This is a genomic window from Thioclava sp. IC9 (assembly GCF_002213225.1).
Taxonomy (GTDB): domain Bacteria; phylum Pseudomonadota; class Alphaproteobacteria; order Rhodobacterales; family Rhodobacteraceae; genus Thioclava; species Thioclava nitratireducens.
The window spans coordinates 345,742-368,623 of sequence record NZ_NBNX01000003.1 but is presented as its reverse complement, the minus strand read 5'-3'; the positions used below and the strand labels follow the sequence as shown (position 1 = coordinate 368,623).

The 22,882-nt window shown below is 65.1% G+C and carries 21 protein-coding genes, 1 tRNA gene and 1 pseudogene; 17 read left to right on the top strand and 6 right to left on the bottom strand.

Features of this window, described 5'->3' with window-relative positions; all coding sequences use genetic code 11:
* Positions 1-211 precede the first annotated feature (211 nt).
* Positions 212-1,834 (top strand): GMC family oxidoreductase N-terminal domain-containing protein, encoded by a 1,623-nt coding sequence (locus tag B6V76_RS10275; RefSeq protein WP_088727364.1) that lies wholly within the window; start codon positions 212-214, stop codon positions 1,832-1,834.
* Here the strand turns inward: B6V76_RS10275 and B6V76_RS10270 are convergent.
* The 3 genes and pseudogenes from B6V76_RS10270 to B6V76_RS10260 form a co-directional block, all read right to left on the bottom strand.
* Positions 1,810-2,194 (bottom strand): annotated as a pseudogene (locus B6V76_RS10270) (GFA family protein). The gene B6V76_RS10275 and the pseudogene B6V76_RS10270 sit on opposite strands and share 25 nt — an antisense overlap.
* Complete coding sequence (locus tag B6V76_RS10265) at positions 2,194-2,922, bottom strand: rhomboid family intramembrane serine protease (protein ID WP_088727363.1); 729 nt, start codon at positions 2,920-2,922, stop codon at positions 2,194-2,196. Before B6V76_RS10265 ends, B6V76_RS10270 begins: the two are co-directional and overlap by 1 nt.
* A gap of 40 nt (positions 2,923-2,962) precedes the next feature.
* The gene (locus B6V76_RS10260) at positions 2,963-3,370 is read right to left on the bottom strand and encodes an META domain-containing protein (RefSeq protein ID WP_088727362.1); all 408 of its coding nucleotides are present in this window, start codon (positions 3,368-3,370) and stop codon (positions 2,963-2,965) included.
* A 167-nt stretch (positions 3,371-3,537) separates the two neighbouring features.
* Between B6V76_RS10260 and B6V76_RS10255 the strand changes: the two genes are divergently transcribed.
* Both B6V76_RS10255 and B6V76_RS10250 read left to right on the top strand, forming a co-directional pair.
* Positions 3,538-5,505, top strand: coding sequence for a heme lyase CcmF/NrfE family subunit (locus B6V76_RS10255; RefSeq protein WP_088719560.1), 1,968 nt, complete (start codon positions 3,538-3,540; stop codon positions 5,503-5,505).
* Between the two features lie 3 nt (positions 5,506-5,508).
* The gene (locus B6V76_RS10250; RefSeq protein ID WP_088727361.1) at positions 5,509-5,985 is read left to right on the top strand and encodes a cytochrome c-type biogenesis protein; all 477 of its coding nucleotides are present in this window, start codon (positions 5,509-5,511) and stop codon (positions 5,983-5,985) included.
* Between the two features lie 261 nt (positions 5,986-6,246).
* Here B6V76_RS10250 and B6V76_RS10245 read toward each other — a convergent pair whose 3' ends face one another.
* A complete protein-coding gene (locus B6V76_RS10245; RefSeq protein WP_075774005.1) occupies positions 6,247-7,701 on the bottom strand; it encodes an NAD-dependent succinate-semialdehyde dehydrogenase in 1,455 nt (484 codons plus the stop codon).
* 1 nt (position 7,702) lies between these two features.
* A complete protein-coding gene (locus B6V76_RS10240) occupies positions 7,703-8,977 on the bottom strand; it encodes a 4-aminobutyrate--2-oxoglutarate transaminase (RefSeq protein ID WP_075774006.1) in 1,275 nt (424 codons plus the stop codon).
* A gap of 158 nt (positions 8,978-9,135) precedes the next feature.
* On the opposite strand from B6V76_RS10240, the gene B6V76_RS10235 reads away from it, so the two are divergent.
* Positions 9,136-9,720: a cupin domain-containing protein gene (locus tag B6V76_RS10235; RefSeq protein ID WP_075774007.1), complete on the top strand. Its 585-nt coding sequence runs from the start codon at positions 9,136-9,138 to the stop codon at positions 9,718-9,720.
* 9 nt (positions 9,721-9,729) lie between these two features.
* On the opposite strand, the gene B6V76_RS10230 is transcribed toward B6V76_RS10235, so the two are convergent.
* Entirely contained in the window at positions 9,730-10,686 is a 957-nt protein-coding gene (locus B6V76_RS10230) for a LysR family transcriptional regulator (protein ID WP_075774008.1), read from the bottom strand.
* A gap of 155 nt (positions 10,687-10,841) precedes the next feature.
* Here B6V76_RS10230 and B6V76_RS10225 point away from each other — a divergent pair, with 155 nt between their 5' ends.
* The 13 genes from B6V76_RS10225 (at position 10,842) to B6V76_RS10165 (ending at position 22,753) form a co-directional block, all read left to right on the top strand.
* Positions 10,842-11,627, top strand: coding sequence for an ABC transporter substrate-binding protein (locus B6V76_RS10225; RefSeq protein WP_088727360.1), 786 nt, complete (start codon positions 10,842-10,844; stop codon positions 11,625-11,627).
* A 94-nt stretch (positions 11,628-11,721) separates the two neighbouring features.
* Positions 11,722-12,513, top strand: a complete 792-nt coding sequence (locus tag B6V76_RS10220) for a creatininase family protein (RefSeq protein ID WP_075774010.1) — start codon at positions 11,722-11,724, stop codon at positions 12,511-12,513.
* 10 nt (positions 12,514-12,523) lie between these two features.
* Positions 12,524-13,171: an amino acid ABC transporter permease gene (locus B6V76_RS10215; protein WP_075774011.1), complete on the top strand. Its 648-nt coding sequence runs from the start codon at positions 12,524-12,526 to the stop codon at positions 13,169-13,171.
* Between the two features lie 47 nt (positions 13,172-13,218).
* The gene (locus tag B6V76_RS10210) at positions 13,219-13,875 is read left to right on the top strand and encodes an amino acid ABC transporter permease (protein ID WP_075774012.1); all 657 of its coding nucleotides are present in this window, start codon (positions 13,219-13,221) and stop codon (positions 13,873-13,875) included.
* Between the two features lie 16 nt (positions 13,876-13,891).
* A complete protein-coding gene (locus tag B6V76_RS10205; protein WP_088722324.1) occupies positions 13,892-14,662 on the top strand; it encodes an amino acid ABC transporter ATP-binding protein in 771 nt (256 codons plus the stop codon).
* Positions 14,659-16,017 carry an aspartate aminotransferase family protein gene (locus B6V76_RS10200; protein WP_088727359.1) on the top strand — a complete coding sequence of 453 codons (1,359 nt, stop codon included), beginning with the start codon at positions 14,659-14,661 and terminating at the stop codon, positions 16,015-16,017. The genes B6V76_RS10205 and B6V76_RS10200 overlap by 4 nt, the downstream gene beginning before the upstream one ends.
* Positions 16,014-16,706 (top strand): CoA transferase subunit A, encoded by a 693-nt coding sequence (locus B6V76_RS10195; protein ID WP_088727358.1) that lies wholly within the window; start codon positions 16,014-16,016, stop codon positions 16,704-16,706. The genes B6V76_RS10200 and B6V76_RS10195 overlap by 4 nt, the downstream gene beginning before the upstream one ends.
* The gene (locus B6V76_RS10190; RefSeq protein ID WP_240497681.1) at positions 16,693-17,346 is read left to right on the top strand and encodes a 3-oxoacid CoA-transferase subunit B; all 654 of its coding nucleotides are present in this window, start codon (positions 16,693-16,695) and stop codon (positions 17,344-17,346) included. The genes B6V76_RS10195 and B6V76_RS10190 overlap by 14 nt, the downstream gene beginning before the upstream one ends.
* A gap of 8 nt (positions 17,347-17,354) precedes the next feature.
* Positions 17,355-18,647: an ArgE/DapE family deacylase gene (locus B6V76_RS10185; RefSeq protein ID WP_088727356.1), complete on the top strand. Its 1,293-nt coding sequence runs from the start codon at positions 17,355-17,357 to the stop codon at positions 18,645-18,647.
* Positions 18,648-18,655: 8 nt separating this feature from the next.
* Positions 18,656-19,831, top strand: coding sequence for an acetyl-CoA C-acyltransferase (locus B6V76_RS10180; RefSeq protein ID WP_088727355.1), 1,176 nt, complete (start codon positions 18,656-18,658; stop codon positions 19,829-19,831).
* 104 nt (positions 19,832-19,935) lie between these two features.
* Positions 19,936-20,712 (top strand): enoyl-CoA hydratase-related protein, encoded by a 777-nt coding sequence (locus tag B6V76_RS10175; RefSeq protein WP_088727354.1) that lies wholly within the window; start codon positions 19,936-19,938, stop codon positions 20,710-20,712.
* Between the two features lie 51 nt (positions 20,713-20,763).
* A tRNA-Leu gene (locus B6V76_RS10170) sits at positions 20,764-20,845 on the top strand.
* Between the two features lie 126 nt (positions 20,846-20,971).
* Positions 20,972-22,753, top strand: a complete 1,782-nt coding sequence (locus tag B6V76_RS10165) for an ABC transporter transmembrane domain-containing protein (RefSeq protein WP_075774020.1) — start codon at positions 20,972-20,974, stop codon at positions 22,751-22,753.
* Positions 22,754-22,882 lie beyond the last annotated feature (129 nt).

Here is a 22,882-nt window from a genome sequence, read left to right as displayed (position 1 = left end):
CGACCTCGACCCGCGCGCTGCCGTTAAAAAAGCGCCCGCCCGAGGGGGCGGTCGGGCGCTGCCAGGGCCGCTTCGCGGCTGATCCGGGCATTCAACTCTAGCCGTTCTCACCCGAGGCTCGGGCGCGTCCCTGACCCGTCCGACCCAGCGTAATCCTTTCCTATCTTCCGAAACCCGTTAGGCTTTTCGCGAACGAGGGAAGGAGGAGCCCTTGCGTTTCGATTATCTCATTCTGGGCGGCGGCTCGGCGGGGTCGGTGCTGGCGGCGCGGTTGTCGGAGGACCCGGCCGTGACCGTCTGTCTTGTCGAGGCGGGGCGCGAGGCGCGCGACATCTTCGTGCGTGCGCCTGCGCTGGTCGCCACGATGGTGGCGGGGCTGCCGCCGATCCATAACTGGGTGCTACGCACGGTGCCGCAACCGGGGTTGAACGGGCGGCGCGGGTTCCAGCCGCGGGGCCGGGGGCTTGGTGGGTCGTCGGCGATCAACGCGATGCTCTATGCGCGTGGTCAGCCCGAGGATTACGACGGTTGGGCCGAGGCGGGCGCCGAGGGCTGGGACTGGGAGACCGTGAAGCCGTGGTTCCTCGCCTCCGAGCGCAATGCCCGCGGGGCGTCGGACTGGCATGGCGCGGCGGGGCCGTTGCAGGTCGGCGATCAGCGGCGGCCGCGGGCGATCAGCCGCGCTTTCATCGAGGCCTGCGAAGCCGTGGAATGCCCGCCGAACGAGGATTTCAACGGACCACGACAGGAAGGCGCGGGGCTCTATCAGGTCACGCAGTTCTGGGACGGTCCGCGCAAGGGCGAGCGCTGTTCGGCGGCGGCGGCCTATCTGCATCCGGTGATGGATCGGCCGAACCTGACCGTGCTGACACGTGCGCGCGCTGAGAAGATTGAGATTGCGGAGGGCCGTGCGACGGGGGCAATCGTCCGGCAAGGCCGCAAGCGGATGAAGATCGAGGCGGCGCGCGAGGTAATCGTCTCGGCAGGGGCGTTCGGCTCGCCGCAACTGCTGATGCTGTCGGGGATCGGGCCTGAGGATCATCTGCGTGAGGTCGGGATCGAGCCGCGTCTCGATCTGCCGGGCGTGGGGGCAAACCTTCAGGATCATCTGGATTACGTCATCAGCTACACCTCGCCCCGGCGCGATGTCGTAGGCCTCAACCCGCGCGGCCTGCTGCGGCTGGCGCGGGCGGCGGGCGCGTGGCGCAAGCATGGCGAGGGGCTGTTCGCCTCGCCCATGGCCGAGGGCGGAGCGTTCCTGCGGAGCGATCCGAGCCTCACCCGACCCGATCTGCAAATCCATTTCGTCGTCGGTATCGTCGATCAGCACATGCGTAAGCCGCATCTGGCCGATGGCTGGTCGGCTCATATCTGCCCGCTGCGGCCTCAGTCGCGCGGCACGCTGCGGCTGGCCTCGAGCGATCCGCGCGCGGCGCCCTTGATCGACCCCGAATATCTCTCCGATCCGCGCGACGCAGAGCTACTGCTGAAGGGCGCACGGCTATTGGACCAGATCGCCGAGGCGGAGCCGCTTCGTCCGTGGCGGGGGCGCAGGTTCTATCCGCATGACGGAACGGATGAAGGGCTGATGGCCGATATCCGGGCGCGGGCGGATACGATCTACCACCCGGTCGGCACATGCGCGATGGGGCAGGGCGACATGTCGGTGGTCGATCCTCAGCTGCGGGTGCGTGGGATCGACGGGCTGCGCGTTGTCGATGCCTCGGTGATGCCGCATCTCATTTCGGGCAATACCAACGCGCCGACGATCATGATCGCCGAGCGCGCGGCCGCGTTCATCCGAGAGGATCAGTCGGTGCGATCGGTCGGGTGATTGACGCCGTCGTTCCACGGCACCGGGCCCAGATCGCGCGGGTTCACCCCGTCCAGACAGGCGGCATTCACGCCGTATTGGTTCGGGTTCGAGCGCCGCTGGTGATGGGTGTAGATGCCGCAGGTTTTGCAGAAGTAATGCTTCGCGGTCATTGTGCCGAATTGATAGAGCGTCAGGTTGTCCTCGCCCTTTAAGATGCGGATGCCCGAGAGCGGGGCCGAAACCGCCACCGCCCCGCCGACGGCAGAAAGAGCAATCGCAGCGCCGCTTGGTGTTGAGCCTGTCGGAAAGCGTCACTTCCATCTCCACCGCGCCGCAATGGCAGATCAGGCGGTGGGGCGACTGGATTTCGGGCAGCATCAGCGTCTCCGTGTGACTGTGGGAATATTGGTCTGGCTCTCGCGCGCCTCTGGGAAGGGCGGGTGGCCATGGGTGAGCCGCCAGAAGAGCGGCCCGCCGAGCCGGAGCCATAGCGGCAGGGTCAGAAGCACGCCCGCCACGAAGCCGCCGATATGGGCCATGTGAGCCACCCCGCCCGAGGCGCTCGAGGTCAGCTCGTTGAACAGTTGCAGCGTGAACCAGAGACCCAGAACCAGCCAAGCGGGCGTGGCCCAGATCTTGAAGAAGACGAGGAAGTAGAACAGCACGTCGATCCGCGCTTTCGGATAGAGCAGCAGATAGCCTCCCATCACGCCTGCGATCGCGCCCGAGGCGCCCACCATCGGCACGGTCGCGTCGGGGTTCGCTGCGATCTGCGCGAAGGCGGCGGCCAACCCGCAGGCGAAGTAGAACAGCAGGAAGGCGACGCGACCCATCCGATCTTCGAGGTTGTCGCCAAAGACCCAGAGAAACAGCATGTTGCCCGCCAGATGCAGGATGCCGGCATGCAGGAACATATGGGTGAAAAGCCCGTGCCACGCGACGCCATGGGTCACGGCGGCAGGCCAGAGCGCGTTGTCGAGCCAGAGTTCCCGCAGATCGCCGCCCCATGGCGCGGTCATGACATAAACCACGATATTGATCGCGATCAGGGCCCATGTGACCCACGGGGTATTGTACGAAGGATTGTGATCGCGGATCGGGAACATCGCCCGAGAGGGCCACGCGCAGGGCCCTCGGTCAAGGCGCTTATTGCGTGGCTTCGATCACCGTCTCGCCCTGCGCGATCAGCTCCAGCCGGTCCTGCGACAGTTTCACCGTATCGACGCGGGCCATGGCCGAGTGGAAGGCCTTCTCGACACCCATTGCGGGCTCGGCGCACATCATCCGCGTGCCCGCCAGTTCACCGACTCGCACTCGGCCATCCTTCTCCGAGATCCGGCCGTTGTAGTGATTGCAGCCGGCCTTGCCTGCCACCAAACCCTTTTCGGGGTGGGTGAGGGTGACCTCCACGCCATTGGGGATCGGTTTGCCGTCAATCGACACCACTTCCCAGATCGCGTTCGGTGCGATCGCCTCAAGAGGGTCGCCCGGCTCCGACTGGCATCCCGTCACCAGCCCCAAGGCCAGCAGCGGCCCGATCACGATCGCACGCATATTTAGCTTCCCTCTTGCTCTCACGCGCCTTGCTTAGACCTTGGGGATGGGGTGCGCCATTCACGGCCCCGTGATCTCGCGTGGGAAAGTTGCGACATCGGCGCGCATCCTCCTTGGCCCGAAGGCCGTATATCTCTATGCTCTCGCCCCGCGACAGGAGGAGTCCCATGATCAACGAACTCGGGCATTTTGCCCTGATTCTCGCCTTTGCGGTGGCCATCGTGCAGGCCATCGTGCCGATCGTCGGCGCGCAGAAAGGCTGGCGCGGCTGGATGGCGGTGGGCGAGCCCGCAGCGACAGCGCAGTTTTTGCTCATCGCGGTGAGCTTTGCGGCGCTGACCCATGCGTTTGTCGTGTCGGACTTCTCGCTGAAGCTGGTCTGGGCGAATTCCCATACCGACAAGCCGATGCTCTACAAGATCACCGGCGTTTGGGGGAACCACGAGGGCTCGATGCTCCTCTGGGTGTTGATCCTGTCGCTCTTCGGGGCGGCGGCGGCCGTGTTCGGTGGCGCTCTGCCACCGCGGCTGCGGGCGCGTGTGCTGAGCGTTCAGGCGTGGATTGGCGTCGCGTTCCTCGGCTTCATCATCTTCACCTCCAACCCGTTCCTGCGTCTCGCGGAGCCGCCTTTCAACGGCGAGGGGATGAACCCGCTGCTGCAAGATCCGGGTTTGGCCTTCCATCCGCCGTTCCTCTATCTCGGCTATGTCGGCCTCTCGATGTCGTTCTCCTTCGCGGTGGCGGCGCTGATCGAAGGCCGGGTGGACGCGACCTGGGCGCGCTGGGTGCGGCCGTGGACGCTGGCGGCGTGGATATTCCTGACCATCGGCATCGCGCTGGGTTCTTGGTGGGCTTATTACGAGCTTGGCTGGGGCGGCTTCTGGTTCTGGGACCCGGTGGAGAACGCCTCGTTCATGCCGTGGCTTCTGGCCGCCGCGCTGCTGCACTCGGCCATCGTGGTCGAGAAGCGCGAAGCGCTGAAATCGTGGACGATCCTTCTGGCGATCATGGCTTTCGGCTTCTCGCTGATCGGCACCTTCATCGTGCGTTCGGGCGTGATCACCTCGGTGCATAGCTTCGCCTCCGACCCGCAACGCGGCATCTTCATCCTCGGCATTCTCGCCCTCTTCGTGGGCGGGGCGCTGACGCTCTATGCGTTCCGTGCGAGTTCGATGCAGGCAAAGGGCGTGTTCTCGATGCTGTCTCGGGAAACCGCGCTGGTGATCAACAACATCCTGCTGGCCGTCGCAGCCCTCGTAGTCTTCGTTGGCACGGTCTGGCCGCTGGTCGCGGAGATGTTCTTCGGGCGCAAACTTTCGGTCGGCGCACCGTTCTTCGATCAGGCCTTCACCCCCTTCATGGTGATCCTCGCCCTGATCCTGCCGATCGGCGCGATGATGCCGTGGAAACGCGCGCGTCTCGGCCGCGTGGTGAAACCCCTGGTCCCGGCCTTCGTGCTGGCGCTGGCCCTGGGCGGGCTTGCCTGGGCCGTCGAGAGCGGCAATTCGCTTCTTGCCCTCGTCGCGGTGTTCCTCGGCAGTTGGCTGGTCTTCGGCGCCATGACCGAGTTGTGGCAGCGTTCGGCCCGCAATTTCGGGCGCCTCAAACGCCTGCCGCGCGCCGACTGGGGCAAGGCCACGGCCCATTCCGGCCTTGGCATCACCTTCATCGGCATCGGCCTGCTGACCGCCGGTCAGCTCGAGGATATCCGTGTCGCCAAGATTGACGAGCCTTTCACCGTCGGCGGCTACCAGATCACGCTGACCGAAGTGCATAAGGAGAAGGGGCCGAACTATACCTCGCAGATGGCGACGATGCTGGTCGAGAAGGACGGCAAGAAGATCGCGACGATGCATCCCGAGAAGCGCATCTACCCGGTGCAGCGGATGCCCACGACCGAGGCCGCGATACACACCACGCCGCTGCGTGATATCTACCTCGTGATCGGCGATCCGCAGGATCAGGGCGGCTACGCGGTGCGCACCTATATCAAGCCCTTCGCGGACTGGATCTGGGCGGGCGCGATCATCATGGCGTTGGGCGGGCTTCTGAGCCTGTCGGACCGTCGTTACCGTGTTGCGGCGGGGGCGCGCAAATCGCGTGCGACCTCGGCGCACGCTTCTCCGGCGGAGTGAACGATGCTCAGGAAAACCCTTCTTGTCGTGACGCTGGTTCTCTCGGCGCTGATCTCGCTCGGGCCTGCACTGGCGGTGCAGCCAGACGAGATCATGAAGGACCCGGCGCTTGAGGCGCGGGCACGCGAAATCTCCAAGGTGCTGCGCTGCCCGGTCTGTCAGGGCGAGAATATCGACGATTCCAACGCCGAGGTATCGCGCGATCTGCGGCTGCTGGTGCGCGAGCGGCTCAAGGCGGGCGACACGAATAGCCAGGTGATCGATTACATCACCGCTCGCTATGGCGAGTATGTGCTGTTCGAGCCCGAAAAGCGCGGGGCGAACCTGCTGCTGTGGTATCTCGGTCCGGCGACGTTGATCGTGGCGCTGATTGGCGGGTTCTTCTATGTCCGCTCGCGCCGCGTGGTGTCCGATGGGCCGGCCCAGCCCGATCTCTCCGACGAAGAGCGCAAGCGCCTTGAGGAACTGATGGGCGAGTAGGGGAGCAGGGCGCGCGGCGGCCCGTGGGGTGGCGCATCGCGACCTTGGACGGCACGCGCTTTATTCCAGCCACGCCCCTCCATCGAATGAGCGTCGCGCGCGGTCACCAATGCCCCAGCCCGTCGGGACGGGCCGCCGCGCGCCCTGCGCCTTCGGCGCGCTCCGGGCGCAGGCGCTCTTCAGTCCGCGTTTTAAAATGAAAGAAGCGGCGGGAAAGCCCGCCGCTTCTCTATTCTCGCCCTGATGTCTCAGGTGCAGCGGTCACTCGATCCCGCCGAGGCACATGTATTTCAGCTCGGTGAAATCTTCGATGCCGTATTTCGAGCCTTCGCGACCCAGACCGGATTGCTTGATGCCGCCGAACGGGGCTACCTCGGTCGAGATCAGCCCGGTATTCACGCCGACGATCCCGGTCTCCATCGCTTCGGCCACACGCCAGACGCGGGCGAGGTCACGGGCGTAGAAATAGCCCGCCAGCCCGAATTCGGTCGCGTTGGCCATCTCGATCGCCTCGGCCTCGGTCTCGAAGCGGATCAGCGGGGCGAGCGGGCCGAAGGTCTCCTCGCGCGCGACCCGCATCTGTTGCGTCACGCCGGTCAGCAGCGTCGGCTCGAAGAAGGTGCGCCCTAGGTTCGAGCGGTGCCCGCCAGCAGCTACCTGCGCACCTTTCTCGGTCGCGTCCGCGATATGCGCCTCGACTTTGGCGAGCGCGTCCGCGTTGATGAGCGGCCCGGTGGTTACGCCCGGCTCGAACCCGTTGCCCGGTCGCAGGGTCGCAAGCCGCGCGGTCAGCTTCTCGGCGAAGGCGTCATAGACGCCGGCCTGCACGTAGATCCGGTTCGCGCAGACGCAGGTCTGTCCGTTATTGCGGAACTTCGCGATCATCGCGCCATCGACCGCCGCATCGAGATCGGCGTCGTCGAAGACGAGGAATGGCGCGTTGCCGCCCAGTTCCAGGCTGATCTTCTTCACCGTCTCCGCCCCTTGGCGCATCAGAATCTTGCCCACGCGGGTCGAGCCCGTGAAGGTAATCTTGGCGACCTTGGGATTGGCGCAGAGCTCTTCGCCCATGCCCGCCGCATCGACGCCGGGGATGATGTTGAAGACACCCGCCGGGATGCCCGCGCGCTCGGCCAGAACGGCCATCGCGAGGGCCGAGAGCGGCGTCAGCTCGGAGGGGCGCCCAACGAAGGTGCAGCCCGCCGCCAGCGCCGGGGCCAGCTTGCGCGCGATCATCGCGTTGGGGAAGTTCCACGGCGTGATCGAGCCCACCACGCCGACCGGCTGACGGATCACGAGAATGCGCTTGTCGCGCTGGTGGCCGGGGATCACGTCGCCATAGACGCGCTTGGCCTCTTCGGCGAACCATTCGAGGAAGCTTGCGCCATAGGCGATCTCCCCCTTGGCCTCGGCGAGCGGTTTGCCCATCTCGGCGGTCAGGATCGCGGCGAGGTCGTCCTGATTTTCCATCATCAGGTCGTGGAAGCGCCGCAGGTAGCCCGCGCGCTCCTTGCCGGTGAGCGCGGCCCAGTCCGGTTTCGCGGCATGGGCGGCCTCGATCGCGGCGCGCGTGGCGTCCACGTCGAGATCGGCGACCTTGGCCACCAGTTCTCCCGTGGCTGGGTCGGTCACGTCAAACGTCTTGCCCGTTTCGATCCACTCGCCGTTCACATAGGCGCGGGTTTCCAGCAGGCTCGGGTCGTTCAGTTTGAGCATGTCAGCCCTCCTTCGCGGCGGTCATCGCCTCTTCGAGGATGTCGAGCGCCTTGGCCATCTGCTCGTCGGGGATGGTGATCGGCGCGAGGAAGCGGATCACGTTGCCATAGACGCCGCAGGTCAGCAGCAGCAGGCCCCGGTTGAGCGCTTCGACACGGATGCGCTGGGTCAGCGCGGCGTCGGGCTTGCCGTCCGTCATCAGCTCGACCGCGACCATGAAGCCGGGGCCACGGATCTCGGCGATCTCCGGCATGTTGGCGCGGATCGCCTCCAGTCGTTGCTTGAGGCGCGAGCCAAGCTCATTGGCGCGGGCGCAGAGGTCTTCCTCCTCGATCACGTCGAGCACCGCGTTCCCGGCTGCGACGCCCAGCGGGTTGCCACCATAGGTGCCGCCCAGCCCGCCCGGGTTCGCCGCGTCCATGATTTCGGCGCGACCGGTCACCGCCGCGATCGGAAGGCCGCCGCCCAGACCCTTCGCCATGGTCGTGATGTCCGCGGCCACGCCATAGGCGTCCATCGCGAACATCGTGCCGGTGCGCGCGAAGCCGGTCTGCACCTCGTCGGCGATCATTACGATGCCATGCTCGTCGCAGAAGGTGCGCAGCCGTTTGACGAAATCATGCGGGGCCGGGTTGAAGCCGCCTTCGCCCTGCACCGGCTCAAAGATCACCGCAGCGAGGCGCGTGGGATCGAGATCGGTTTTGAACAGGCTCTCCATCGCAGCGAAGCTGTCATCGGTCGACACGCCATGCAGCGCGTTCGGGAAGGGGACGTGGAACACGTCGGGCATCATCGCACCGAAGCCCGCCTTGTAAGGCGCGACCTTGCCGGTGAGCGTCATCGTCATGAAGGTCCGGCCGTGGAAGCCACCGCCGAAAGCGATGATCGCGTTACGGCCGGTATAGGAGCGGGCGATCTTGATCGCGTTCTCGACCGACTCGGCCCCGGTGGTGACGAAGATCGACTTCTTGTCGAAATCCCCCGGCACCTTCTCGTTGAGGCGTTCGGCAAGGCGCACATAGGGTTCGTAGGGCATCACCTGATGGCAGGTATGGGTGAAGGCATCGAGCTGGGCTTTCACCGCCTCGATGACTTTCGGGTGGCGGTGGCCAGTGTTCACCACCGCGATCCCGGCGGCGAAATCGATTAGTTCGCGGCCATCGGCATCGGTGACGGTGGCGTTCTCGGCGGAGACGGCGAAGTTCTGGGTCTGCACACCCACGCCCCGGGCAAGGGCGGCGGCGCGGCGGGTTTCGAGGTCGGCATTGCTGGACATGGGTACTCCTGAGGTGCTGGAGAATCACGGAATGATGTGACGCTAGTGTTTAACGAATGGCTGTGCAATGTTTAGTTTGTTAAACGTAGGGCGACGGCGCGCGCGCTGGAAATCCGCCCGCCCGCACTCTAGAACAGGCAAAGGACAGGAGGCTTGCGGTGAGCGAATTCGACGTGGGCGGACGGCTTCGGGCGATCCGCGAGGACAAGGGATTGTCGCAGCGCGAGCTGGCGCAGCGGTCGGGCGTGACCAACGGGCTTGTCTCGCTGATCGAGCGCAACAAGACCTCTCCCTCGATCACCTCGCTGCGCAAGATCCTCGAAATCCTCGAGATGACGCTGGCGGAGTTCTTCGACAGCGACACGCCGTCCGAGCCAGGCAAGTTCGTCTTCCGGCACTCCGAGCTGACCGAGATCAACCCCGGCCGGATCTACCGCTCGGGCGGCGCGGCGCTCGATGCGCTTTCGCTGAAACGCGCGGGCAAGTCGGGGCAGACCAACCTTCTGCTGCTTTACGAGACCTATGAGCCCGGCGCCGATACCGGGGCGGAGGCCTATGCTCACGAGGGCGAGGAGGGCGGGTTTGTCATCGAAGGTGAGTTGCTGCTGACGGTGGGCGAGACAACAGAGCTTCTGCGCGCGGGCGATGCCTACCTGTTCGACAGCCGCCTGCCGCACCGTTTCCGCAACGTGGCCAAGGCGCGCTGCGTGGTGGTCTCGGCCGCGACACCGCCCACCTTCTGAGACGCGCGCTCAATAATAGGTGCGCTCTTCCAGATCGCTCTCGGCCATCATCGCATCACAGGCCGCGAGGAATGCGGTTTCCGCGCTCGACTGCTTCCGCTGCGGGTTGGTGAGCAGGTAGATATTCACCATCGGCAACCCGTCATAGGGCGGCAACTGGCGCAGCCGCCCGGCCTCGACATCGCGATGCGCGACATGCAGCGGCAGCGCACCGATCCCGACACCTGCCACGATCATTCGACGCAGCTCGTGAAGGTTCGACGACACCCCGCGCCAGCTCGGCGCGAGCTTGGCCCGCGCGCGGAGCAGTGAGACGGGGTGAAGCGGGCCGTCCTCGGTCTCGGTCTGGAACGACACCGAGGTCTCGCCCTCGATCTCCGCGAGCGAGATGTTCTCGCGCTCGAAAAGCGGGTGCCGCTTGCCGCAGAACAGGCCGAAATATTCGCGGTAGAGCACCTGTGCGCGCAGGTTCTCGGGGGTCTTGTGAAGCAGGCAAATCCCGAGGCTCGCCCGATTCTGTTGCACCCGATTCACCACTTCCTCGCTCTCGGCCACGGTCATCGAGAAGGTCACCTTGGGATGTTCGGTGGCGAAATCATGCAACACCGCGTCGTAGTGATCGGAGATGACATGTGACGTCGTGGTGATCGCGATATGGCCCCGCAGCTCCTCTGCGCCGGTCTCCAGCAGGGAGGGGATCTGCGACACGGCGCCGAAGATCTGCGCGCATTCCTGATAGAGCAGGTTTCCCGCCCTAGTGACCTTGAATTCATTCGGTTTTCGGATGATCAGCTCATGGCCGGTGCGTTCCTCCAGCCGCTTGAGCGCGGCCGAGATCGTGGGCTGCTTCAGACCCAGCAGATAGGCCGCACGCGAGATGCCCCGCTGCTCCACCACGACCATGAAAGTCCGCAATAGGTTCCAGTCGAGATGCCAGGGGAAACGTTGTTCGTAGGGTTTGACCATAGCCCAGATCTATAATGAAGATTTCAATTATTTATTTGCGCAATGGCGGTCGCCATGCAAGCGTTCCCGTCAACGAGGCTCCGGATGGGGCGCTCGCCGTGGCGGGACGCGCCGGAAACAAGGCCGCCCGCAGTCATGACCAACAGGAGAGATCCATGACCAACCGCAGAACCGTTCTCAAGACCCTCCTCGGGGCCAGCACGCTCGCCGCCACCGGCATTTCGCTGCCCAGCCTCGCCGCGGCTGACGAGCTCGAAAGCCTCAAGGAAAAGGGCGTGATCCGGATCGCCATGTCGGGCGCCTACCCGCCCTTCAACTTCATCAGCGATTCGAACGAGGTCGTGGGCTTCGATCCGGCCATCGGTGAGGAGATCGCCAAGCGCATGGGCCTGAAGACCGAGATCGTGACGACCGCGTGGGACGGGATCATCGGCGGTCTGCTGGCCAACAAGTACGACGCCATCGTCGGCTCGATGTCGATCACCCCCGAGCGCGAGAAGGTCGTCGATTTCGTCGGTCCGTATTACACGACGAAGCGCGCGATCTTCGTCCTGCCCGACAGCCCGATCAAGTCGGTTGCCGATCTGAAGGACGTGACTGTCGGTGTGACCCTTGGTGAAACGCACGAAGAGTGGGCGCGTCAGCAAGGCTATAACGTGAAGACCTACAAGGGTCTGCCCGAGCTGATCCTCGAGCTTCAGAACGGTCGTGTCGACGCGATCATCAACGACTCGATCGCGGCGATCCTCGCGATGAAGAAGAACGACTACAAATACCGCATCCTCGACGATCTGAAGACCGACGCGATCGGTGCTGGCATCGCGATCCGCAAGGGCAATCCCGAGTTGAAAGACGCGATGCAGAAGGCGCTCGATTCCATGATGGAAGACGGCACCTACGAGAAGATCGCGATGAAGTGGATCGGCGCTGACATCCGCTGATCGGCGCGTCCCAAGGAATGGTGGGCAGCCCGTCTTCTGACGGCTGCCCTGCCTCCCGCAATCTTCGATGGATTCCCGAAAGGACACGGAACGGATGACCGCCGAATATGGAAAGCTGACCTGGGAGCAGGTCCGCGACGCGGACAAGGATCGTGTGGTGATCCTGAATGTCTCTGCGACGGAAGATCACGGGCCGCATATGCCGCTCGATACGGACACGGTTCTGGGGATGGCGGTGGCCAATGGCGTTGCCGAAGCCGCGCCCGACGAAGTATTCGTGATGCCCGCGATCCCCTATGGCTTCAACGAGCACCACAAGGACTTTCCGGGTGTCATCTGGATCCAGCCGGAGACGCTGATCAACTTCGTCTGCGATGTGACCGAGTCTCTCGCGCATCACGGCTTCCGCCGGATCCTGCTGCTGAACTCGCACGGGTCGAACCACCCGATCCTCGATCTCGCGGCGCGCAAGACGGTCATCCGCACCGGCATCATCTGCGTCTCGGCATCGTATTGGAACCTGTGCAGCGACCGTATTCAGGGCCTGCGCAAATCCGAAGTGGGCGGCATCGCCCATGCCGGGGAATTCGAAGCTGCGATGTACAAGCATCTGCACCCCGATCTGGTCGATCTCGACAAGGCCGAAAGCCAGAACCTGCACGATCCCGACACCAAGTTCTTCAATCTCGATCTGGCGGCCGGTGGCGGCAAGGCGATGCTGATGCGCTGGTGGTCCTCGGTCTCGCCCGATGGAACCATGGGCGATCCGACCGTCGCCGATGCCGAGACCGGCAAGGCGTTCCTGGAAGCGGCGATCGAGGAGACGACAGCGCTCGTGCGCGAGATACGCGCGCTGCCGATCCTGCCACGCCGCGATCATCATTGAGGGGAATGCCGTGGATATCGAACTAATCCTCAAGGTCTATCCGTACTTCCTGAAAGCCGCCGTGATCACGGTCGAACTGTCGGTCCTGACCATCGTGCTGGGGCTCATTTGCGGCGCAATTGGCGCAGCGTTCCGGCTGTCGCGCTTCTTCCTCTTGCGCTTCATAGGCGGCGCCTATGTCAGCTTCTTTCGCGGCACGCCCGCGCTGATTCAGCTGTTCCTGCTGTATTTCGGCGGCCCGCAGGTCGGCATCCAGCTCGATGCGTTTCAGGCCGGTGTGATCGGGCTGGGCGTCAATATCGGGGCCTACATGACCGAGACGATGCGGGGCGCCATCGTCGCGGTGGACCGCGGGCAGACCGAGGCCGCGCGCACGCTGGGCCTGTCGAAGGCGCAGGCCTTCCGCAAGGTGACGCTGCCGCAGGCGCTGCGCCTGATGATCCGTCCGCTCGGCGTCAACATCAACGCTCAGATCAAGGGCACCGCGCTGGTCTCCGCGATCTCGGTGGTGGAGCTGACCTACACCGCGCAGCGCTACATCGGTTCGACTTACAAGCCGTTCGAGATGTTCTTCCTCGCGGGGATACTCTACCTCGTCATCATCACGGCGGTGGGCAAGGGCATCGCCTTCCTCGACCGCAGGGTGCGCATCCAATGATCCACGCATCCGCCCCCCTTTCCCGCCCGCACGAGAAGGAGTGAGCCATGGGTCTCGATTTCTCCGTCATCCCGCCTTTCTACGGCACGCTCTTGCTGGGTGTCCTGTGGACCATCGCCATCACCGCCGCCTCGGCGCTGCTGAGTTTCTTCGGGGGCATCCTGCTCGCGGTGATCGCGCTCTATGCACCTGCCATCATCCGCCTGCCGGTGCGCTTCATCGCCTGGCTTTTCATGGGCACGCCGCTGCTGCTGCAACTCTTCCTGATCTATTTCGGGCTGGTGCAGATCGGCATCGACCTTCCGGCCTTCGTGGCGGGCGTGATCGGCCTCGGCTTCCACTTCGCGGTCTATAATTCCGAACTGATCCAGACTGCGATGGTCGCGGTGGACAAGGGCCAGATGGAGGCCGCACGCACGCTGGGCCTGTCGCGCAGGCAAGCGCTCGTCAAGGTGGTGGTGCCGCAGGCGGTGCGCGACGTGCTGCCGCCGATCGGCAACAACATGATCGCGCTTCTGAAAGACTCGGCGCTGGTCTCGGTGATCGGGGTGTCGGAACTGACGCTCTCGGCGCAGCGCGCCATCGGCCAGACCTACCGCGCCTTTGAGTTCTACGCGGCTGCGGCCGTTCTCTACTACATCATCAATCTCGGCATGGAGGCGGTGATCCGCTGGTTCGAGAACCGCAACCGCCTCTATCGCTGATCCGGGAGATATCGACATGACCGAGACGCAATCCTTCGTCGAGATCCGCCACGCCCAGAAATCCTACGGCTCGCTGGAAGTGCTCAAGGATATCTCGCTCAACGTGGAGCGCGGCCAGATCGTCGCGATCATCGGCCCTTCGGGCTCGGGCAAATCCACGCTGCTGCGCGCCATCAACGATCTCGATCCGCTGACCGGCGGCGAGGTCTGGCTCGACGGGGTGCAGGTGAACAAGTCCCTGCCGCATAACCAGTACGAGAAGCACATAAACAAGATGCGCCAGGACATCGGCATGGTGTTCCAGCACTTCAACCTGTTCCCGCATCTGAGCGTTCGGGACAACGTCACGATGGCGCCGAAGCTGCTCAAGAAGATCTCCGACAAGGAGGCCGACAAGCTCGCCGAGGAGCAGCTCGATCACGTCGGCATGCTGGAGCGGATCGACTATTACCCTGCGCAGCTTTCGGGCGGTCAGAAGCAGCGTGTGGCGATCGCCCGCGCGCTGGCGATGCGGCCGAAGCTGATGCTGTTCGACGAAGCCACCTCGGCGCTCGATCCCGAGCTGGTGGAAGAGGTGAACCTGGTCATGAAGAAGCTCGCCCAAGAGCACATGACCATGATCATCGTCACCCACGAGATGGATTTCGCCGCCTCCGTCTGCGACCGCGTGCTGTTCATGGACAAGGGCGTCGTGGTCGAGGAGGGCCCGCCCGAGCAGGTCTTCAAGAACCCGACCCAGGAACGGACCCGGAATTTCCTGCGCAAACATCTCGAAGGTGCAAAATGACGACTGAAAAGTCTCACCTGTTCTATCAGTCGCGCCAGCCGCGGCCTTTCCTCGAACGCTCCGAGGGAATCTACCACTACGACGAGAACGGGAAACGCTATATCGACGGCTCTTCGGGGGCGATGGTCTCGAATATCGGCCATTCCAACCCGCGCGTGCTGGAGAAGATGAAGGCGCAGATGGACCGTTCGACCTTCGGCTACCGGCTGCATTTCCGCACGCACCCGTCCGAGGATCTCGCCGCACGCGTCGCCGCGCGGATGCCGGAAGGGCTCGACAAGGTGTTCTTCGTCTCCGGCGGTTCCGAGGCGGTCGAGACCGCGATCAAGCTCGCACGGCAATACGCGGTCACGCAGGGCGAGGAGAGCCGCTACAAGGTGATCTCGCGGCTGCCATCCTACCACGGCGCGACGATGGGCTCGCTCGGCGTCACGGGCAGCCCGATCTTCACCGGGAAGTTCGCGCCGATGTTCACGGAGATGCCTAAGGTTCCGGCGCCGACCTGCTATCTCGATCGCGACAACCTTACCGAGGAAGAGCGCGGCATCAAATATGCCGAGATGCTGCGCGAGAAGATCGAGGCCGAGGGCCCCGAGACGGTACTCGCCTTTTTGATGGAGCCAGTGGGCGGGGCTTCGACCGGTGCGCTGGTGGCGCCTGACAGCTACTATACCCGCGTGGCCGAGATCTGCGAAGAATACGGCATCCTGCTGATCTATGACGAGGTGATGACCGGGGCAGGCCGCACCGGCAAGTTCCTCGCCGCCGAGCATTGGGGGATCATCCCCGATATCGTCGCGATGTCGAAAGGCTTCGGCGCGGGCTACGCGCCTCTGGGTGCCGTGGTCGCGCGTCACGACATTGTGGAGACGCTCCTCGACGCGGGCGGCTTCCTGCACGGCTTCACCTATGCGGGCAACCCTCTGGCCTGCGCGGCGGGTCTCGCGGTGCTTGACGAGATGGAAGAGCAGGATCTGATCGGCAACGCCGCGCGGATGGGCGATGTTCTCAAGGCGCGGCTGACCGCGCTCATGGATCGCTACCCCTTCATCGGCGACGTGCGCGGCAAGGGCCTGCTGCTGGCGTTCGAACTGGTCTCGGACCGCGAGACGATGAAGGTTCTGCCGAAAGAGTGGAACGCGCATGTCGAGCTCGTCGAGCTGGCCTATGAGCGCGGCCTCATCATCTATTCGCGTCGCACGCGAAGCGGCTATGAGGGCGACCATTTCCTCGTATGCCCGCCGCTGATCGTGACCGAGGCGCAGATCGACGAGATCATCGCGATCCTCACCGACGCGCTCGACGCCTTTGCCGCCAATCACGACCTGACGGTGGTCGAGGAGGTCAGCGCATGAAGCTGCCCGACAAATCCATCGCGATGGAAGAGGTGGTGGCGCAGATCCCCGACGGCGCCACGGTGCTGGTGGGCGGCTTCGGTGTGCCCGGTACCCCCTTCGCGCTCCTGCGCGAGTTGGCGCGTCAGGGGCAGCGCGACCTTGTTCTGGTCAAGAACGATGCCAACGAGGCGGGCATGGGCATCGACCACCTGATCGCGGGTGCACAGGTGCGCAAGCTGATCGTCACCCATCTCGGCCTTAACGCCAACGCCATCGCGGCGATGAACGAGGGCCGGATGGAGGTCGAGTTCTGCGCGCAAGGCATCCTCGCCGAACGTATCCGGGCCGGAGGCGCCGGACTCGGTGCCATCCTCACCGATATCGGCATCGATACGGAATTGGCGCAGGGCAAGCAGATCGTCGAGATGAACGGTCGTCCGATGCTGGTCGAGTCCGCTCTACGCGGCGACGTGGCGCTGGTCCATGCCGCGCGCGCCGATTGCTTCGGCAATCTCGCCTATGCCGCGACCGCGCGCAATTTCAACCCGCTCATGGCGATGGCCGCGAGCCGCGTGATCGCGGAGACCGAAGAGCTGCTACCGCTGGGCGGGCTCGATCCGGACGCGGTCGAAAGCCCGGGCGCCTTCGTCGACCACGTCGTGAAACTCGACGCGATTTCCGAGGAGTATGGCATTGTCAGACGCTAGAGCTCGCATGGTGGCCCGCGCCGCGCGCGAAATCGCGCCCGGCATGGTCGTGAACCTTGGCATCGGCTTGCCCACCAAGGTGGTCAACCACCTGCCTTCCGACTTCCCCGTCTGCCTGCATTCGGAAAACGGGCTGACTGGGATCGGGCCGACGCTGTCGCCGGAACGCGCCGACCGGAACCTGATCGACGCGGGCGGGGCCTATGTCTCGACGATCCCCGGCTCGGCCTTTTTCGACAGCGCGGTGAGCTTCGCGCTGGTGCGCTCGGGACGGCTCGACCTGACGCTACTGGGCGCCTTCGAGGTCGCGCAGAACGGCGATCTGGCGAACTGGAAGATCCCGGGCAAGTTCTCCCCCGGCGCGGGCGGCGCGATCGAGCTGGCGCAGAAAGCGCGCCGTGTCGTCGTGATGACCACGCATTGCGACCGCAAGGGCAATCCGAAGCTGCTCGAGACCTGCTCGCTGCCGCTGACCGCAAAGGGGCGCGTGGCGCGGATCTATACCGACATGGCGGTGGTGGACGTGACCGATCAAGGCTTCGCGCTGGTCGAACTGGCCGCGGGCATTTCCGAGGCGGAGATCCGCGAGGCGACCGGCGCGCCCCTTGCGCTGCCGCAAGGCGACATTCCCAGATTCTGAGGCATGACATGGATACCGAGCTTAAAACCCGCATCCTCTCGGCGGTCGACGCCGCATTCGATGACGAGACCGCGTTTCTCTCCGAGCTGACCGCGCACCCGTCCACCCGTGGGCAGGAGCAGAGCGCGCAGGACTTCATGGCCGCCGCCCTCGACGAGCGCGGCTACGAGGTGGATCGCTGGCAGATCGACGTCGAGAAAATCCGCGACATGCCGGGTTTCTCGCCGGTGATGGGCGATTACGAGGACGCGGTGAATGTGGTGGGCACCCATCGCAGCCAATCGCGGAAGGGGCGCTCGCTGATCCTCAACGGCCATATCGACGTGGTGCCTGCGGGGCCTCTGGACATGTGGGACGCGCCGCCGTTCGAGCCGCATGTCGCCGATGGCTGGCTCTATGGGCGCGGCGCGGGGGACATGAAGGCGGGGTTGGTGTCGAACCTCTTCGCGCTCGATGCGCTGCGCAAGGCGGGTTTCGCTCCCGGGGCGGATGTGTTCTTCCAATCCGTCGTGGAAGAGGAGTGCACCGGCAACGGCGCGCTGGCCTGCCTTGAGCGCGGTTACCGCGCCGACGCCGCGCTGATCCCCGAACCGTTCGAGGAAAAGCTGGTCGACGCGCAGCTCGGCGTGGTCTGGGCGCAGGTGCACCTGAAGGGGCTGCCCACGCATGTGGCCTATGCTGGCACCGGCGCCAATGCGATCGAGGCCGCAATCCCGCTGATCGAGGCGCTGCACGGGCTGGAGGAGCGCTGGAACGCGCCGGGTTGTCGGCACGGGGATTTCGCCCACGTCCATCATCCGATCAACCTCAATATCGGCAAGATCCAGGGCGGCGATTGGGCGTCCTCCGTTCCGGCCTGGTGTATCTTCGACATGCGCATCGCGATCTATCCGGGTCAGGACATCGCCGCCGCACGCGCCGAGATCACCGAGACCATCATGGACGCCGCGCGCAATAACGCTTTCCTGAAGAACTCGCTGCCCGAGATCGTCTGGCACGGCTTCATGGCCGAGGGCTATGCGCTTTCCGACGACCACTCCGCCACGGCGAAGGCCGCGATTGGTGCTCTCGAAGGGGCGCATCGCAGCGTCAACGAGAGTGATCTCGACCGCGTGGCGATCACCGCGACCACCGATGCCCGTTTCTTCGGGCTCTATGCCGACACGCCCGCGCTGGTCTACGGGCCGCGCGCCGAGGCGATCCACGGCTTCAACGAGCGCGTCGAGCTGGAAAGCATCCGTCGCATCACCCAGAGCACCGCCCTGTTCATCGCGGACTGGTGCGGGCTCGAAACCATCTGAGGATACCCATGCGCGACGCTGTCATCGTCTCCACCGCCCGCACGCCCATCGGCAAGGCCTATCGCGGCGCGTTCAACAATCTCGAAGGCCCGGCTCTGGCCGCTCATGCCGTACGCGCAGCCGTCTCCCGTGCAGGCCTTGAGGGCGGCGAGATCGCCGATGCGATCTTCGGCTCGGCCCTCACGCAGGGCTCCACCGGCGTCAACGTGGCGCGCCATATCGCGCAGGCGTCGGGCCTGCCCGACTCCGTGGCGGGCGTCACGCTGGACCGGCAATGCGCCTCGGGCCTCAACGCGATCGCGGCGGCGGCTCATGGCGTGATGACGGGCGAGATGGACGTGGCGCTTGCGGGCGGGCTCGACTCGATCTCGCTGGTGCAGAACGAGCATTGGAACGGCTATCGCTACCGCAGCCCCGGTGTGTCCGACGCCTATTACATGTCGATGATCGAGACGGCGGAGGTCGTGGCCGAACGCTATGGCGTAACCCGCGGGGCGCAAGATGCCTATGCGCTGCAAAGCCAGACGCGCACCGCCGCCGCGCAGGAGGCCGGTCGCTTCGATGCCGAGATCGTGCCGGTCGAGGCGGTGAAGCTGGTGAAGGACAAGGCCACGGGCGACGTCTCGGAGCAGTCGGTGCGGCTGGAACGCGACGAATGCAACCGGCCGCAGACCACGCTGGAGGGGCTTCAAGGGCTCAAGCCGGTGCTGGGCCCCGACAAATGCGTGACCGCAGGCAATGCGAGCCAGCTCTCCGACGGCGCGTCCGCCTGCGTGGTGATGTCCGCCGAAGAAGCCGCGCGGCGTGGGCTGGAGCCGCTGGGCGCGTTCCGGGGCATGGCGGTTGCGGGCTGTGCGCCTGACGAGATGGGCATCGGTCCGGTCTTCGCGATTCCGCGCCTGCTGGAGCGTGCGGGGCTCTCCATCGACGATATCGACCTGTGGGAGATCAACGAGGCCTTCGCTTCGCAGCTTCTCTATTGCCGCGACCGGCTGGGCATTCCCGACGATAAGCTCAACGTCAATGGCGGCGCGATCTCGATCGGCCATCCCTATGGCATGTCGGGCGCGCGCATGGCGGGCCATATCCTGCTGGAAGGCAAGCGCCGCGGTGCGCGCTACGGCGTCGTGTCGATGTGCATCGGCGGCGGGCAGGGGGCTGCGGGCCTGTTCGAGATCTTCTGAATAAATCGGTGTGGGCGTTGCGCGTGTGACGCCCCGTTCCGCTTTCCCTTCGCGTGACCCGCGTTATCGTGGGCGCGCGACAAAGAGGGAGGCGCGTTTTCCAGATGGTGTTCAAGGTTATCCGTTACGAGGTCGAAGAGCAGGTCGCGGTGATCACGCTCAACCGGCCCGATGTGATGAACGCGCTTAACGCGCAGATGCGCGCGGAAATCCTCGAGGCGGTGAAACGCGCCGAGGATGAGGCACGGGTGATCGTGCTGACCGGCGCGGGCCGTGCCTTCTGCTCGGGGCAGGATCTGGGCGATGGCGTCTCGGCGGCCGGGCTCGATCTGGAGCGGGTGCTGCGCGACGAGTACGAGCCGATGCTCAAAGCGATCTACGAGAGCCCGCTGCCCGTGGTCTCCGCGGTGAACGGGCCTGCGGCAGGGGCGGGCGCGAATATTGCGCTGGCCGCGGATGTGGTGATCGCCTCGGAAGCGGCGAGCTTCATTCAGGCCTTCACGCGGATCGGGCTGATGCCGGATGCGGGCGGCACCTATTGGCTGCCGCGTCAGGTGGGCTTTGCCCGCGCAATGGGCATGGCTCTGTTTGCCGACAAGATCACGGCGCGGCAGGCGGCCGATTGGGGCATGATCTGGGAGGCCATCGCCGAGGTCGATTTCGACCACCACTGGCGCAGCCGGGCGGCGCATCTGGCCAATGGTCCGACGGCGGCCTATCGCGCGGTGAAGCGCTCGCTGCGCGAAGGTTACAGCAATGATCTGTCGACCCAGCTGGAACTGGAAGCGGAGCTGCAGGGCAGCCTCGGTCAGAGTCACGATTTCCGCGAAGGTGTGACGGCGTTCCTCGAGAAGCGCGCGCCGAAATTCGAGGGGCGTTGAGCGCCCAGCGGCCTTGCCAAGCCGCCGCGCCCGCGCTAGCCAGAGCGCGCTGCGGGCGTGGTGGAATGGTAGACACACGGGACTTAAAATCCCTTGGGCATTGCCCGTGCCGGTTCGAGTCCGGCCGCCCGTAGCCTTCCTGCGAAAATGTGAGCTATCGTGAGGCCGTCCGGGCATGCGCGTGCCGCAGGCTTTGCCAATCGAGGCTTGCCCGCAATGCCCCCGCCGCCTAAACCCGTCGTCAAGCAAGGGGGAATTCATGGCTCGCAGACCGACGGGACCGGCCGATGACCGGCCCAAGACGAAGAAGATCGGCGCGCTCAAGGGGCTCGGCCCCTTCATCGCACCTTACAAGGGGCTGGCCTTCGGGGCGCTCTTGGCGCTGATCGCCACCGCCACGATCTCGCTGATCCTGCCGCTCGCGGTGCGCCGCGTGGTGGACGGATTCCAGAAGGGCGCGGCGCTGCTGGATCAGTATTTCTTCGCCGCGCTGGTCATCGCGGGTCTGCTCGCGATCGGGACGGGGCTGCGCTACTACCTCGTGACGCGCTTCGGCGAACGGGTCGTGGCCGATATCCGCAAGGCGGTGTTCGACCGGGTGATCTCGATGAGCCCCGCCTTCTTCGAGCGCATCCTGACCGGCGAAATCATCTCGCGCATCACCACCGACACCACGCTGATCCTCTCGGTGATCGGCTCGTCCGTCTCGGTCGCGCTGCGCAACGTGCTGATCCTGATCGGCGGGTTGATCATGCTGCTCTTCACCTCGGCCAAGCTGACCGGGCTGGTGCTGCTGGTCGTTCCGGTGGTCGTGGTTCCGATCGTGGTTCTGGGCCGTCGCCTGCGGGTGCTGGGCCGCGAGAACCAGGACTGGATCGCGAATTCCTCGGGCTCGGCCTCGGAGTCGCTTTTGGCGGCGCAGACCGTGCAGGCCTTCACCCATGAGGCGATCACTCGCGAGAAATTCTCCGACGTCACCGAGAAAGCCTACCTCTCCGCCAAGAAACGGATCGGCACGCGGGCGGTGATGACCGTGATCGTGATTTTCCTTGTCTTCGCCGGCGTCGTGGGCGTGCTCTGGATCGGCGCGCGCGACGTGCGCGCGGGCGAGATGAGCGTGGGCGAACTGGTGCAATTCGTGATCTACGCGGTGATGGTCGCGGGTTCCGTCGGAGCGCTGTCGGAAATCTGGTCCGAATTGCAGCGGGCGGCCGGCGCGACCGAGCGTCTGGTGGAGCTGCTGCAAAGCGAGGACTCGGTGAAAGACCCCGAGCATCCGGTGCCGCTGCCGATGCCGGCGACCGGCGCGATCCGGTTTGAGGATGTGAGCTTCCACTACCCGTCGCGGCCGCAGGCCTCCGCGCTCGACCATGTCGATCTCGACATCGCGCCGGGCGAGACGGTCGCGCTGGTCGGGCCCTCGGGCGCGGGCAAGACGACCGTCGTGCAGTTGATCCAGCGGTTCTGGGATCCCGAAACCGGCAAAGTCATGATCGACGGCTACGACCTGCGCGACATGGCGCGGCATGATTTCCGTCAGGCGATCGCGCTTGTGCCGCAGGATCCGGTCGTCTTCGCGGCTTCGGCGCGCGACAATATTCGCTTTGGGCGTCCCGATGCGACCGACCGCGAGGTCGAGGAGGCTGCGCGCGCGGCCCATGCCTATGACTTCCTCGAGGCTCTACCCGACGGGTTCGACACCTATGTCGGCGAGCGCGGCGTGATGCTTTCGGGCGGGCAGAAGCAGCGTATCGCGATTGCTCGCGCGATCCTGCGCGACGCACCGATCCTGCTTCTGGACGAGGCGACCTCGGCGCTCGATGCAGCCTCGGAACGCGAAGTGCAGGCGGCGGTCGATCAACTGGCCAAGACGCGCACCACGGTGATCGTGGCGCACCGTCTGGCCACCGTGAAAAAGGCCGACCGTATCGTCGTCTTCGAGGAAGGCAAGATCGTCGCGCAAGGCACGCATGACAGTCTCGTGGCCGAGGGTGGTCTTTATGCGGAACTGGCGAAGCTGCAATTCACCGAAGGAGCGTGAGAGGCGTTCGCGCCTTTCCACCTTGAACCCGGACGCTTGTTTCCCCACGTCAGATTTTGCGTGACGTGACGTTTTGGCGGCGGCGTAACTCTTGCCGTGGCGGGCGCTTTTGCCGCATCCTGCGCGTGG

Excerpts from the sequence above, each read along its gene's own strand:
- B6V76_RS10210 (WP_075774012.1), top strand. The coding sequence starts at position 13,219 with ATGGGTCTCGATTTCTCCGTCATCCCGCCTTTCTACGGCACGCTCTTG.
- B6V76_RS10230 (WP_075774008.1), bottom strand. The coding sequence starts at position 10,686 with ATGGTCAAACCCTACGAACAACGTTTCCCCTGGCATCTCGACTGGAAC.
- B6V76_RS10240 (WP_075774006.1), bottom strand. The coding sequence starts at position 8,977 with ATGTCCAGCAATGCCGACCTCGAAACCCGCCGCGCCGCCGCCCTTGCC.
- B6V76_RS10165 (WP_075774020.1), top strand. The coding sequence starts at position 20,972 with ATGGCTCGCAGACCGACGGGACCGGCCGATGACCGGCCCAAGACGAAG.
- B6V76_RS10200 (WP_088727359.1), top strand. The coding sequence starts at position 14,659 with ATGACGACTGAAAAGTCTCACCTGTTCTATCAGTCGCGCCAGCCGCGG.
- B6V76_RS10195 (WP_088727358.1), top strand. The coding sequence starts at position 16,014 with ATGAAGCTGCCCGACAAATCCATCGCGATGGAAGAGGTGGTGGCGCAG.
- B6V76_RS10185 (WP_088727356.1), top strand. The coding sequence starts at position 17,355 with ATGGATACCGAGCTTAAAACCCGCATCCTCTCGGCGGTCGACGCCGCA.
- B6V76_RS10250 (WP_088727361.1), top strand. The coding sequence starts at position 5,509 with ATGCTCAGGAAAACCCTTCTTGTCGTGACGCTGGTTCTCTCGGCGCTG.
- B6V76_RS10175 (WP_088727354.1), top strand. The coding sequence starts at position 19,936 with ATGGTGTTCAAGGTTATCCGTTACGAGGTCGAAGAGCAGGTCGCGGTG.
- B6V76_RS10260 (WP_088727362.1), bottom strand. The coding sequence starts at position 3,370 with ATGCGTGCGATCGTGATCGGGCCGCTGCTGGCCTTGGGGCTGGTGACG.
- B6V76_RS10245 (WP_075774005.1), bottom strand. The coding sequence starts at position 7,701 with ATGCTCAAACTGAACGACCCGAGCCTGCTGGAAACCCGCGCCTATGTG.
- B6V76_RS10255 (WP_088719560.1), top strand. The coding sequence starts at position 3,538 with ATGATCAACGAACTCGGGCATTTTGCCCTGATTCTCGCCTTTGCGGTG.
- B6V76_RS10225 (WP_088727360.1), top strand. The coding sequence starts at position 10,842 with ATGACCAACCGCAGAACCGTTCTCAAGACCCTCCTCGGGGCCAGCACG.
- B6V76_RS10180 (WP_088727355.1), top strand. The coding sequence starts at position 18,656 with ATGCGCGACGCTGTCATCGTCTCCACCGCCCGCACGCCCATCGGCAAG.
- B6V76_RS10265 (WP_088727363.1), bottom strand. The coding sequence starts at position 2,922 with ATGTTCCCGATCCGCGATCACAATCCTTCGTACAATACCCCGTGGGTC.
- B6V76_RS10220 (WP_075774010.1), top strand. The coding sequence starts at position 11,722 with ATGACCGCCGAATATGGAAAGCTGACCTGGGAGCAGGTCCGCGACGCG.
- B6V76_RS10205 (WP_088722324.1), top strand. The coding sequence starts at position 13,892 with ATGACCGAGACGCAATCCTTCGTCGAGATCCGCCACGCCCAGAAATCC.